The 13,063-nt window shown below is 64.7% G+C and carries 12 protein-coding genes and 1 pseudogene; 10 read left to right on the forward strand and 3 right to left on the reverse strand.

The window, feature by feature from the left end; translation table 11 throughout:
- From sctP to C0Z18_RS05945, 8 genes are read left to right on the forward strand one after another with little or no spacing between them, the layout of a single operon-like run.
- Positions 1-750, forward strand: a complete 750-nt coding sequence (gene sctP, locus C0Z18_RS05910; RefSeq protein ID WP_102644452.1) for a type III secretion system protein SctP — start codon at positions 1-3, stop codon at positions 748-750.
- Positions 751-768: 18 nt separating this feature from the next.
- The gene (locus C0Z18_RS05915) at positions 769-1,839 is read left to right on the forward strand and encodes a FliM/FliN family flagellar motor switch protein (RefSeq protein ID WP_102644453.1); all 1,071 of its coding nucleotides are present in this window, start codon (positions 769-771) and stop codon (positions 1,837-1,839) included.
- Complete coding sequence (sctR, locus tag C0Z18_RS05920; RefSeq protein ID WP_102644454.1) at positions 1,823-2,470, forward strand: type III secretion system export apparatus subunit SctR; 648 nt, start codon at positions 1,823-1,825, stop codon at positions 2,468-2,470. The genes C0Z18_RS05915 and sctR overlap by 17 nt, the downstream gene beginning before the upstream one ends.
- A gap of 3 nt (positions 2,471-2,473) precedes the next feature.
- The gene (sctS, locus tag C0Z18_RS05925; protein WP_102644455.1) at positions 2,474-2,734 is read left to right on the forward strand and encodes a type III secretion system export apparatus subunit SctS; all 261 of its coding nucleotides are present in this window, start codon (positions 2,474-2,476) and stop codon (positions 2,732-2,734) included.
- Positions 2,731-3,483 (forward strand): hypothetical protein, encoded by a 753-nt coding sequence (locus C0Z18_RS05930; protein ID WP_102644456.1) that lies wholly within the window; start codon positions 2,731-2,733, stop codon positions 3,481-3,483. Before sctS ends, C0Z18_RS05930 begins: the two co-directional genes overlap by 4 nt.
- Positions 3,484-3,528: 45 nt before the next feature.
- Positions 3,529-4,551: an HrpD5 family protein gene (hrpD5, locus tag C0Z18_RS05935; protein ID WP_102644457.1), complete on the forward strand. Its 1,023-nt coding sequence runs from the start codon at positions 3,529-3,531 to the stop codon at positions 4,549-4,551.
- Between the two features lie 17 nt (positions 4,552-4,568).
- Entirely contained in the window at positions 4,569-4,820 is a 252-nt protein-coding gene (locus C0Z18_RS05940) for a hypothetical protein (protein ID WP_102644458.1), read from the forward strand.
- A gap of 59 nt (positions 4,821-4,879) precedes the next feature.
- On the forward strand, positions 4,880-5,335 hold the full coding sequence (locus tag C0Z18_RS05945) for a CesT family type III secretion system chaperone (RefSeq protein WP_102644459.1): 456 nt from the start codon (positions 4,880-4,882) through the stop codon (positions 5,333-5,335).
- A gap of 41 nt (positions 5,336-5,376) precedes the next feature.
- Here C0Z18_RS05945 and C0Z18_RS05950 read toward each other — a convergent pair whose 3' ends face one another.
- Complete coding sequence (locus C0Z18_RS05950) at positions 5,377-8,097, reverse strand: hypothetical protein (RefSeq protein WP_102644460.1); 2,721 nt, start codon at positions 8,095-8,097, stop codon at positions 5,377-5,379.
- A 440-nt stretch (positions 8,098-8,537) separates the two neighbouring features.
- Here C0Z18_RS05950 and C0Z18_RS05955 point away from each other — a divergent pair, with 440 nt between their 5' ends.
- Positions 8,538-8,735: a hypothetical protein gene (locus C0Z18_RS05955; RefSeq protein WP_102644461.1), complete on the forward strand. Its 198-nt coding sequence runs from the start codon at positions 8,538-8,540 to the stop codon at positions 8,733-8,735.
- Between the two features lie 236 nt (positions 8,736-8,971).
- Here the strand turns inward: C0Z18_RS05955 and C0Z18_RS32620 are convergent, their stop codons facing one another.
- A complete protein-coding gene (locus tag C0Z18_RS32620) occupies positions 8,972-9,289 on the reverse strand; it encodes a hypothetical protein (protein WP_146013942.1) in 318 nt (105 codons plus the stop codon).
- 387 nt (positions 9,290-9,676) lie between these two features.
- Positions 9,677-10,240: pseudogene (locus tag C0Z18_RS05965) on the reverse strand (hypothetical protein); the annotation flags it as partial.
- Positions 10,241-10,817: 577 nt separating this feature from the next.
- Between C0Z18_RS05965 and C0Z18_RS05970 the strand changes: the two are divergent.
- Positions 10,818-12,992 (forward strand): hypothetical protein, encoded by a 2,175-nt coding sequence (locus C0Z18_RS05970; RefSeq protein WP_146013943.1) that lies wholly within the window; start codon positions 10,818-10,820, stop codon positions 12,990-12,992.
- The last annotated feature ends 71 nt before the right edge of the window (positions 12,993-13,063 follow it).

The raw sequence follows: 13,063 nt of genomic DNA on the forward strand, positions 1-13,063 counted from the left end.
ATGTCGAATCGCACGCACAACGCGCGGGACGTTCGCATTTTGCCCGCCACAGGCGCCACGGCCACGGCCAGTTCCCGCCCAGGCGACGTATCGGCCGGAGCCGCCGCGCAATTCGCTCTCTTACTGGCGGCGCAGTCGGGAGCCGGAGCCCGCTCATCGTTCGACGCCTCCGGTGGCGGCGGTACTTCCGATCAGGACGCGCAAGACGAGCCGGAGCAAGGAGCGGCCGATAGCGCGATGGGCGATTCGATCGGCGGCGAATCCATAGGCCCAAAGGAGCACACCGAGCCAGCATCGCCGCCCCCCGCTCGCGACCCTGCCCCGCAAGCGTTGTCTACGAGCGCGCCGCGTACGCTGCGACTTCAACGCACGCAGGGCCAGCGGGCCCCTGACGCGCGGCAGACGGAGCAGGACGCGATGCTCGGCCGGCACATCGTGCACGCCTGCACGGCAGCGGCGCATGGCGATTTGCTCACACGCGAACTCGCCGATCGCATCGCGCGCTTTTGCTCGATGTCGGGCGCGGGCGGCGATTCGTCGTGGGCCGTGACGCTGCCCATGAACCCGGCTGTCTTGCCCGACACGCTGTTGCATCTCCAACTTTCGCCGTCGTCCATTGCAATTCGCTTTGAAACGCAGAACGCGCGAGCGTCGCAATTAATCTCCGATAACGCCGACGCACTGCGTGTGCGGCTGGCCGATGCGCTGGGCCGACACATCGACGTCGACGTCGCCGCATCCAGCGTTTGACAAGGAGATCACCGGATCATGTTCGAAGCCCGCCCGACCTCGCTCAACGGCAAGCTGCCGCGTTACCCGAGCGAACTCGCGCAACTCACGCGAGCGCTCGGCGTGCGCGGCGCGGCTCATCCGGGCGCGCGGCACGACCTGCGGCTGCACGGGATGGGCGAGGTGCGCGGCGAACCATGCGCAACGATGATCGTCGATACCCCACACGGTTCCGTCACGATCGTCATCGATGTTGCCGATCACACGATGCTGCAAACGATCGCGCACGATTGCGACCCGATACGCTCGGCCGCGCTGGCCAACCTCTGGCTCGGCGAACTGCTCGCATGCTTCGACACCGGCAACGCGGCAGCGCCCGCCGTTCGCTCTTTCAACGCGGCTCGCGATGCACGAACCCAGCGCGGCTTGCTGCTTTCGTTCATTGCCGCGGGCATCGAATGCCGCTGCGCGGTACTCGAGTTGCCGCCCGCGCTGGCCGCCGAATTCGAGCGCCGTTGGGCGCCATCCGGCGCGAACACCAACCTCGCCCTCGACACGCTCGATGGCTTGACACTGGCCGGTGCTATCCGGCTGCGCAGCCGCCGCTGCTCGCCCGAGATGCTGGCCTCCCTGCACCGCAACGACATTCTGCTCGGATGGCAGCCGACCCTGCCCTATGCGGCGGGCAAGCCGCTACTGGGCGCGACGCTGCGTATCGGCGCGCCGCGCGGCCGCCACTTGTGTGCCGCGGTCCGCGTCGATACGAACACCGTTACTTTGGAGACCCCCGTGACTCTGGCCACCGCACAACCCGACGACTTCGACCCGCTCGAAGGCGCATCGAACCACCCGCTGACCGAGCCGCTGGTGCCGGTAGCGTCGATGGAGATGCCGGTACACGTCGAGCTTTTCAGCGTCGATCTAGGCCTCGCGCAAGTGAGCGCGCTGCAACCCGGCTATGTGCTCGACCTCCCGCTGCCGCTGGAGGACGCCGCGGTGCGGCTCGTCTCCTACGGGCAAACGCTCGCCTTCGGCAAGCTGGTAGCGGTCGGCGAGAACCTCGGCGTGCAAATCGAACGGATGGCGGCGAGCGATGAAAGACAATCTTGATGTCGCCTCGCTGCTGGTCGCGCTGTTGGCGTTCGGCTTGCTGCCGTTCGCCGCGATGGTCGTCACGTCTTATACGAAGATCGTCGTCGTGCTCGGCCTGCTGCGCAATGCGCTCGGTGTACAGCAGGTTCCCCCCAGCACCGTGCTCAACGGCATCGCCATGATCGTGACGTGCTTCGTCATGGCGCCCGTCGGCATGGAGGCCATGCATCGCGCGCAGGTATCGAGCGAGCAGAGCGCGACGAGCCAGGTCATGCCGATCTTCGATGCCGCGCGTGAGCCGTTCCGCCAATTCCTGCTGAAGCACACGGACGAACGCGAGAAAGCCTTCTTCATGCGCTCGGCCCAACAGATCTGGCCCGCGGACAAGGTCGCGGCGCTCAAACCCGACGATCTCATCGTGCTGGCACCGGCCTTCACGCTGACGGAGCTGACCTCCGCCTTCAAGATCGGCTTCTTGCTCTACCTGGCGTTCGTCGTGATCGATCTGATCGTGGCGAACCTGTTGATGGCGCTCGGTCTATCGCAGGTGACGCCGACCAACGTGGCCATCCCTTTCAAGCTCTTGCTGTTCGTATCGATGGACGGATGGTCCACGCTGATTCACGGGCTCGTTTCCACCTATAGGTGACGTATGGATACAGATGCGATTACCCATTTGACGACCAACGCCTTGACGTTGTGTTTGCTCGTATCGCTGCCCGCGGTAGGCGTTGCCGCCGCCGCGGGTTTGTTGATCGCGTTCTTGCAGGCCGTCACGTCGCTGCAGGACGCAACGATCTCGCACGGCGTGAAGTTCCTGGTCGTGACCGTGGTCATCATCGTCGCCGCGCCGTGGGGTGCATCGGCGATCCTGCAGTTCGCGCAATCCGTCATGCATACGGTGTTCCCATGAGCCGCCTTCGCGTTTCCGGCACGACCGTCGTCCCCGTCGGCGACGCGAGCGATTCCGATAGCCCGTCCGCACAGCAGACGCAGCAGGCCCATCATCGGCATCATCACGCACACCACGTCCAAAAGACGAACCGCTCTCGCACGAAACGCAGGCGCGGAGCGGATTCGCAGGACGGCATCGACGAGGCCGGCGCCAGCGAAGAACTGTTGATGATGCTCACCGAGTATCTACAAAAGACCTCGGAAAGCGTCATGCGTGTGGGCGATCGCCCGCAGCAGGAACATTCCGGCTCGAGCGGCGGCAACGACGACGAGCGCGAGCAAAACGAAGACGACGTGACCGCCGCGCCTGGCGCGCGCGGCAAGCAGTTCCTACGCGGCGCGGGCAGCGCACACGAAACCGAAACGGCCCGGATGAGCGCGGAGCAGGCGCTGCTCGACGCGCGCAAGGCGCAGGCCGCCGCGCTGCGGACCGCCGGTTCGACCTACGAGCCGCTGAAGGTCATGCTCGAGTTCCTGGCGCTCCCGGGTGGCGATCTCGTTTCGCCGGCCCGGCTCGCGCAGGTGCGCGAACGCCTCGTGCAGGCGGTGGAAAAACCGGCCGGCACCGCGCCGCAACACCAGCAGTCGGCCAACTTGCTGCTGCCGTTGTTGCTGCTCAACCTCACACGCCGGCGAACGGACGACGAACGCGCGCGAGGCACCGCCATTTTGAAGTCGCTGCTCAGCCGCCGCCGTATTGCCGCCTAATCGCCGCCGCGCAACGCGCGGCATTTCATCAAAAGGGAGTCGATCATGACCAAAGAAATACGTTTGCTGACCGGCCGCCACGCCGGGGCTCGCGTTACGCTGAACGCGCTGCCGACCGTGATCGGAAACGACGAGCAATCGGATATCCAGATCAGCGACTGGGACCAGCACGCCATGCAAGTTCTCCGGCGCGACGACGGTGCCTTGATCATCGTTTCGGGCGAGGCTTCCGGCGAAGCCATCGTCATGGACGATTTCAAGCCGCATCGCTTCGGCAACGTGGTGCTCTGTGCGGGCGACGCCGACGCCCAATGGCCGTCGGATATCGAATTGCTGGAAACGCTGTTGTCGCCCTCATCTGCCCCGGCGCCCGATCCCGCATCGGCGCCGATGGCGCTCATGGCCAGCCATGAATTGGCGCCTGCATCGGGACCCGCTCCCGGTACCGGGGCACGTCGCGGGCTCCACGCGGCGGCCGTCGCCGGTATCGCGCTGATGGCGATCGGATGCGCCGGCATTGCATTGCCTGCCGTCCTCCACCCGCGCGGCAGGAACGCCCTCGAAGTCCCGCCGCCCGCCCCCACCGCGGCTACGGTGCAGCGCGTGCTCGATCGCCTGCATGCATCGGATGTGACGGTCACCCAGACCGGCGCTCGCTTCGCCGTCGTCGGCATCGTGCCTGACAGCGCGCACGACGCAACGTTGCGCACCGCGCTGGAAGCGGTCGCGCCGGGCAAGATCGTCTGGCGGCTCGGGTGCGCGGATCAAATCGCGCGCGACTTGGCCGAATCCCTGCACGAGCCGGCGCTGAAGGTCGGCTATCTCGGGCGCCGCGAATTCGAGGTGACCGGCGTAGCCAGAAACGCGACTGCCGTGCGCGAGACACTCGATCGGATGAGCACGGACTTGGCCCCGATGGTCACGCGCATCGACCAGCGATTCGCGCTGAACGACGCCTTCGCGGCCCCGGCCAACGTCGAATCGGCGCTGGCCGTGGACGCCCTGCAATACGTGGAAGCCAGCGACGGCACCAAGCAATTCATCGATTCGCACACCGAAACACATTAAACGAACGGAGGTTAATCATGTACGACGCAATTACGCCTGAAATGATCGATACCATCGACAAGGCCGGCACGCTGGCGGACACCCCCGGTTCCGACCGTGCGCCGCTCTCGTTGGCCGCGACGGGACTCGAACGCGCGGCGGCCGGCATTGCCATCCAGGCCGTCAAACTAGCCGATCCGATGGCGCGCCAACATGCAACGACCGTCGCCGACGGGCTGAGCGCGGCAGCGCAACTATGTCGCGCCGCCATCGATGCGCGGCCCGAATAACGCGTGCGCAACGGCGATCCGACGTTCGGTCGCGATCGATCTAGAAAGGCGGCCGCCCCATGAGCCTCGAACGTCGGAACCAGCTCATTCGGGAGCTCTGCAGCCTGCGAGGAATCGGTAACGCCGATCTCGTCATCGAACGCGGCGTCATCGCGATCGACGACTTCGACGTCGCGATCGATTTTTACAAGGAAGACCCCGCGGCGATCTACGTCAATTTCCAATTCGGCGTGGTGTCGGGCGGGCGCACGCTGCGCGTTTTTCGGCTGCTGCTCGAGGCCAACCTTTCCGTCTACGCGCAAGATCAAGCGCAGCTAGGTGTCGAAGCCAATACCGGGGGCGTGGTGCTCGTCGTGCGCGCCGTGCTCGAAGCCAATACCGACGGACAATGGCTGGTCGAATTGATCGAGCATTATGTCGAGCATGGGCGGTACTGGCGGGAAAACATTCTGCTTTCCGACGACGAGATGTTCCGCCATCTCGCCAACGGCGACTACATCTGGATTCGCGCCTAGGGCGCGGCCGCGCGCGTCGCGGCCGCGTTGACGCCCCGCCGTTACTCCTCCATTTCGCGCAAGACGCGCTCACGCGTTGCGTCGTCGGTGCGGCTGAGTTCCGACTGAATCAACCGCATTGCCCATGCGTGCGTGCCGGGGGCCGCTTCGCCGCTCGACGACGACCCTCGCGGAAACTGCCGCGCCGCCATGGCGAGGTGATGGAGTACTTGCGCGTGCTCGGCGCCCGGCGGGAGTGCGCGAACCCCGTGTTCGATCATGGCGCCGAGGCGCAGACGCTCGACGTCGAACGTCGCAGGCCAACGCGCGAGCGTGTCCGTCAACGCCCCCACCAACGCATGATGATCGCTCCACGATTCGAGCGACCGCGGGTAGAGCCCCTCGACGACCGTGACGGCGCGAGCAGCCGGCGCTTGCCCCCGCACGGAGGGAAGCAAGCGTGCAACGCCGGTCGCCATCGATAACCTGTCGCTTGCAGGCACCGTGTCGAGCCATCGGTGAAACTGCTGCGAATTGCCCGAGAACATCGCGCTTGCCAGGTATTGGTAAGCCACGGGGCCGACCCGTTGCGCGGGTTCCGGCCGCAGGTAGGCGGCGAGCACCGCGGCGCGCGCCTGCACCGGCGTATCGTTGACGATGCGCAGCGCCTCTCGCACGCTGTTTCTTACCGCCTGAGGACGCGCCGGCTCGGGCATCGTCATCGCGGCCCAGGCAAGCACTTGAGCGATCGAGGATGCGGCCGCGGCACGCTGCGCCGGTGGCCGTTCCGCGAGGATGGTCTGCAAAGTCGCATGAAGCGCGTCCGCATCGTCGATGCCACGTTCGACGAGATCGTTCGCCATCGGTGCGCTTCTCGCGTCGTTTAGTGCTCCGAGCATGGCATGCAGCCGCGTTGCGTCGACGCCGGCGAAGCGGCGCATGGCAAACTGCATGTAAGCCGTGTCGACGGCGACCGCGTGCGCGAGCAAGTGCGCGCTAGCATCGGCCGGAAGCAACGGCAGGAACCTGTCCCACAGTTGCCATACCGCCTCTTCGAGCGCATCGTCTTCGACCGCTTCGTCCGCGTGCCCGAAAAGCACCCCCAGCGACAGCACGATGTCGTCGACGGGTGCATGATCGAGCAGGCGTCCGACGACAGCGAGCAATCTTATGTTGTCGCCCGGCGGCGCCTCGAGTTCGCGCGCCTGTTCGAGCAGCCGTTGCCGAGCGTCGCCGGGAAACCGCTCGATTGCGCCCGGCGCCGTTTGATCGAGCAGCAACCCGAACGCGTCGTCGCGCAATTCATCGCCCAGCGTGTTCAGCTGATAGATCACGGTCAGGAGCACGCGGGTTCTCGCCGGTGCGTCCAAGTGAGCCAGCCAATCGTTCGTGCGAGCTGCACCGGGGCGATGTTGCGTGACGAGATTGAATGCGCGGCGGCGCAGTCCGGGCTCGCCAAACGCGGAGATCATCCCCGAGAGGTCTGTATAGGATTGGCCTCGCTCGGGCCCATCGACATGAGCGAGCAGATGCTCGTAGAGATCCAGTAGGGCGCGCTGGGCCTGCGAATCCGGCATACCGCGCCCCACCATCTGTGCTACGGGGAACAAGATGCCATATGCGGCGCTCGACGTCATCGACGCTGTGCCGCGAGCCGCCCCGAGCAGCATGGGAATGATCTCGGCAAGGCCGTTTCGATGGAGCCCGGCGAAGGCGGCGATGCTCGCGGCATCCACGTTGGCGGCGGGCGCGGGCGCATCGCCCGCTACGGGGCCGCTTGCGGCCGAAGAGAGCGTGATCCAAGCAACCGTGTTGACCGAGAGCAGACCTTGGCAGAGCAACGAAAGCGCGGTTGCCCGCTGGCTATCCGGTAGCGCGCGAAAATAGTGCGGCTGCAAAACCAACTGCGCGAGACGGTGAGCGTCTTCGAGCGTCGGCGCGCACAACGCCGACGCGACCAAATCGAGTACCGCGTTCGCCTGCGAGCTCGGCCCACCATGCTCGAAGTGCTCGCGAAGATCGGCCTCGGCTTGCTCGATCGTGCGCGACATGGGTTCCGAGCGCACCGCCCCGGGGAAATGCCTGCTCGCGAGGCCGGCGCGCATCATCCAGCCGGCGCGCCTCAAGGCGACATCGGGAGTACCGCCGCCAAGCGAATGAGCAAGCGCTTGCTCGTCGCGCGACAGGTAGGCACCGGCAAGCCCCGGCGGTAGCAATCGCGCGACCTCGGCACGTTCTTCTTCGGATAAATGCAGGACGTCGTTCAGTAACCTGTGATGGTCCGGGGCCGTCAAATACCGTCCGGCTTCCGCCAAGACCCAATCTCGCCGCACGAGCGCCGCTGCGGGTTGCCGCTCCACATGCAGGCGATCGATCAGCGCGCGTTGGTTTCGAGCGATCTGTTCGTTGATGCTGCGCTGCTCCGGATCGTCGGCCTCATGCCGCGGCATCGCGCGCAAACGTGCCATGGGTTGCGACGAAGACGGCCCGGCCGCGCTCGCGCTCCCCTCGCTCGCAGGCTCCGCGAAGCGTACGCCGTGTGCCGTGCGCAGTTTCTTGCGCGGCCGCTGCGCACCGCCCGAAGGGTCCGTCCGCTCGGATGCCTCAGACGCATCGGGCGAGCGCGATCGCCGGTGGCCGGCGAGCGACGCTAATGCGCCGGCGGGCTCTTGCGTCGCCTCGGGCGGGGTGGATGCTGCGGCGTGAGCGGGACTGCGCGACTCTTCGCTCGGCGATTGTGGCTCGCTCCGCGCGCTCGAAGCATGCGTTTGGTTGATATCCATGACTGCCTCCGTTAGCCCTCGACCATCATCCGAGCGCCGCTGGAAGAATCGACGGTCACGCGTGCGACGATGGAGATCGAGGAAATCAAAAGCTTATTGCGCATCGATATCGCATACCCGCCAATACGACGAAATCGAACACATCGAGGCGAAACAGGCGCCCTATCGTTTCGAATGGAGTTCACCGAACGAATCGCAGTCTATTCGTCACATCGTCGATTCGCTATCGTCCCAGAAAATTCGTTCTCATACGGAATTCGGCTTGTGAACTTGGGCAAACTTCAATCCAACGCAGACAACATTGCGTGGCCCAGAGAAGAAAATCTCTAAAGCCGAAAGTTGTTACTTGTACGAAAGTACGAATCGGCCATACTTCGCAGCCGCGAAGCCATGGCAATCACCGCCCGCTTAGGGCTAAACTTTGAATCGAGGAGTTGATCATGGCATTTTCCGTTCCGTCGTCGGTTGGATCCGGTGCAAACGCTGCTGCTGCGGCTGATTGGGGCAAGAACACGGCAGAAAGCATCGCGCTGCAAGACTATGCAACGCAGCTCGAAAACGCGATCAACAACGACATGACGAAGGACCAGCTCGCTGAATCGGGTCCGAAGAACGCCAAGAGCTTGACGCAGGGCTAATGCACTAGCAGCGCTTAGGTGTGCCCTCGCGCCGCGCGGGGCGCACCCTTTTTTGCGTTGTGTCGTACCGGCAGTAAAGGTGCCGCCCCCCAAAGACTCACGCCTCTGCAGCAGCTTTCTCGATCCCGCTTTTCAATTCCCGCCCCTCTCCCCTCCTCTACCCTCCAATTAAAATCAAATCACCACATTTCGCTCTATCATGCGATATATCTCCGATTGAATTCAATAATTCGCCCTTATTTCTTACGCCTCATTAAGCGCTTTCTGATATCGAGAACCATCTTCGCGATTTGATGCAGTTCGCTGATTTCACGCCTGAGTTGTTCCACCATCTTTGGCGTCAGTTCCGAACCGTAGTCGTGATGCAAGGTGTTCAGCCGATGGACGATGTCCTCCAGACGATGGCTTGCGTGGGCATCGAAGTGCCGGCGCAACACCGGGTGTTCGATCTCATCGGGCTCGACATCGTGGCGCTGCGCACTGCTGGCGGCCTGCGAAGCAGCCGACCCTGCGTCCACCGGCGGCCGAGCGGACAGACGCGATAGCGCTTGCATCGCCACTCTCGGGCGCTTGCTCGCCGGGCCCGGCGCAGGAGCCGCAGCGTGCGAATCCGACGACTCGGCCGACTTCCGTGGCGACAACGCATCGAGTTGCGCGGTTGCGGCGGTACGCTTCGAGCCCACCGACGGCGAATGCGGGGACAGTCGCGGCCGCTCGCCGGGTAGTTCGGGAGACGCGTTGGTGTGGGAAGCGGGCGTGAGTCGATTGAGCGAGATAGACATTCGGTATCACATGAGGTCGTATCGATCCGACCGATCGAAGCAGGATGGGTCACGCGCTCGGTCCAGCGACGGCGCGCCGCAACGCGGATACGAACCCGCTCGACGCAGGCAGTGTTTGTTGCCTGAAGCCGAGCGGGCTGTTTTGCGTCACTTCTTCTGATCGAGGCCGCCTTGCGCTGCCCAGTCGAAGTCGTTCACACCGGCGATCCCGTCGGAACCGGCCACGTCGTGCGTTTCCAGCTTGTTGAACTTGTCGGGATTCTGCAGCATGAACTTGGCGGCTTTCGACACCGTCGACGGCGTGCCCGCGGGCGGATTGTAGGCCAGTTGATAGAGCGTGTTCGGCGTCTGGTTCATGATCGAGTGATCATGCATGAACGCGGCGAGCGCACCTGCGGCGCCAGCGATCCCACCGGCGAACGCGGCTTGGCCGCCGTCGGACGCACCCGTTTGAGCGTCGCCCGAAGCGGACAAGCCGCCTTGCGCGGCCCAATCGAAGTCGTTCACGCCGGCAATGCCGTCCGAGCCCGCCACGTCATGCGTTTCGATCTTGTTGAACGCATCGGGGTTCTGCAGCATGAACTTCGCGGCCTGCGATACTTCCGGGGGCGTCCCGGCGGCCGGCTTATAGGCCAACTGATAAAGCTGATCGGGATTGAGCGTATTGACGTTGTGCTCATGCATGTAAGCGGCCAAGGCCCCGGCTGCGCTCTGCGTGGTCATGCTGGGGGCTGCCTGCTTCGTCGCATCGGCTGCTTGCGTGCCCTGTGCCGGAGCGCGGGTGCCCGAAGCACCGGTGTCGGGTGCGGAACCGATTTTCGACAATTCACCCAGCACCGACTGCAGCATCTTCTCGAGCGACGTCATTGCCGATTCGTAAAGCGCCTCGTAGTCGGCGGTAACACCCGTGTCGCCGGACGACTTGGTTTTGGATTCGGAATCGCCGGGCTGATCGATGTTGACTTGGCTGTTGCTGGAAACATTCACGTTCATGAGGGCCTCGATGGTGGATGTGGCCGTCACGTGTTCGCACGGCCGGCCTTTCGCGGGAGCAGCGCGATGGATCCTCGTTCGCCGGAATCACAGGCGAACGCGTCGCTCTGTCGGGACGATAGCGGCCCCCATCGATCGATTGCGCCTCTTGCAGCGAAAAGCCCATGCCAACGACGAATCGTCGGCGCGTGTAGGACGGCGCACCCAAGTCCGCACATTCCATCGCCGCTCAGCCGTTTCGCTCGCGGCTCGTCAATTTCGCCTTGCGCTCGCCCCTTCGGCTCATTGGCGTTCGATACTGGCCGGCATGTCCAATGATCGAATCGGCCGCGCGCGCCCCACTCCGTCCGCAGACCCGGGCGACGCATCGTCATCCGCAACGCCCGCGCCCGCCGCCGCGGCAGACCACTCCCGCGCGGGCGAGCCGAACGCACCCGCTCGCCCCGAAGCGTTGAACCGATTGCAAGGGCGCCGAGCCGCAGCGGCTTCGTCCGCAACCGGACGCCGTGCCGGCGTCGCGACGCTACTTGGTCACCGTACGGTGACTCGCAACGAGCAAGCGCAAATCGCCGAATATGTCGCCGCGGTCGAAGCCGCTCAACGGCACGGCAGTCAGTGGCAATTGAGCAGGGCCTTGGGCGGCCATGCCGATCCGCAAGCAACGCTCGCTTCGGCCGACGCCGTCATCGCCGACCTAGTTCGCGGCTTGCAAGCGCTCGACAGCGCGAACGCACTGAATTTCGAGCCGCCGCAAGGCTACGAAGCCATCAAGGCGCAGTTGCATCGATACCTGCTACAAGCGGCCGAAGCGGGAACTCTCGCGCTGAGCGGCCAAATGCAGCAATGGCAAAGCACCGGCATGAAGGTCGACAACGTACGCGCGCCGGTAGACGAGCCCGGCGCACGGAACGTATCCACCGCCGGCGAAACGGCCGGTCCCTCTCATCGGCCGGCCGGCGCGCAACAGCCTGCACGTTCGGAAGCGCCATCGGGGCAAGCCACCCTCATCGCGCTCGCGCTACAGAAGCTGTCCGACACCCGCGGGAAACTCGCCGGATACGAGCAAATCGTGGACGACTTTCCTCACTCGCAAGCGCAAGGCGCGACACACGATGCCCTGCGCGAGTTCGCGCGGCTTGCGAAGATCGTCGCGCAATCCGTCACACGCGATGTCAATAGCCTCTCGATCCAACTGAACGTCGCGCGGCTCGAGTTGTTCGGCACCTCGCTCGACAGCATCTTGGGGCGAATGAATGCCCGATCGATGCAAGCGGTCGGGGATGCGCCGGTTGTGCAAGGGGCATGGGATGTCATCGATCGAGCCCGCGAGGTCGATCCGAAGCAGCTCGCCGATGCGAAAGTGGTCGCATCGGCCTACCTGGACGGCGTCGATGCGCTGAGCGAGCAGCTCTGTATCGAAGCGGCCTCCCGTATCGATGCGAACGACGACTCGCCTCTTTGGCGCTGCGCGCTCGAGGCGGCCGGTGCCTTTCAGACATATGGCGCTTACTTGCGCCAGGTGCGCGACGAAGCACGTCCCGGCGCGGCCGCATCGCCATCCAGTGCGGCAACGCCGGCCCATGCTGTCCAGGCACGGCCAACGCCCAATGCCGAAGACACGCGCGCCGACTCGTCCGGGGATTCGGGCCAGGAACGCCAAACGGCAAGCGCATCGCGCCGGCGCGCTCGTACGCCTGCGGCGTCAAGCGCGGCTGCCGAACGCAGCGCACCGAGTGGACGACCCGCACCCACGCAAGAACCCGCTCCGGCTCGGACACCGGCAATCAGCTACCGCGATCTAGCGCGCAGCGTCGACGGCGACGTCGTATCGATCGCGCGTGCGCTCGGGAAAGACTCGAGCACGCTGGAACAGATGCGCAGCCCATCGTTCGATCCCATCGAATCCGCGCAGTACGCCCGCAATGCCGTGCAAAGCTGGCTGGGCGACATCGACAACGTTCGCAAGACATTGCGCCGCGCAACGGCCGGCGCGTCTGCCGCCCCGGCGCGAATCGAACAACTGACGGACCGGCTCGACGCGCTGACGGTGATTCACCAACACATCGCCACGGTGGAATCGGACGCACTCAAAGCGCTCGCGTGTCCGAAAGCCAAGCACTTGAAACGCTTGTTGCAATTGAACCAACTCGAGCGCGTCGGCGCCCCGCTTCGATTGCCGTCCGACGGCGACGTGGAAAACAAAGGCACGCTCTTCGAAATGACGATCCAGCCGAAACCGCTTGCGAGCGGCGAGGCGGCGCGCCCGCTGTTCGTGCATTTGCATACGTCCGAACTCATGGATGCCGCAACGGCAGGCACGGTGGCGTTCAGAAGACTCACGGCCGCCCACGTCAAAACGGAGGCCCATCGACGGCTCGGCGCCAAATGGGAACAAATGGCGAACGCGTTGGGGTCCGTGCATCGCGGCAAGATCGATGCTGCGTTGCTCGGCGAGTTGCGTGCATTCGCCCGTACGCCCTAAGGAAGTCCTGACAAGAAAATCCGCTTGAGCCGACTTCAAGCCCGCCGAGACCCGTGTAATAGTGCGCGCCG

The sequence above is a fragment of the Trinickia dabaoshanensis genome (assembly GCF_002879885.1).
Taxonomy (GTDB): domain Bacteria; phylum Pseudomonadota; class Gammaproteobacteria; order Burkholderiales; family Burkholderiaceae; genus Trinickia; species Trinickia dabaoshanensis.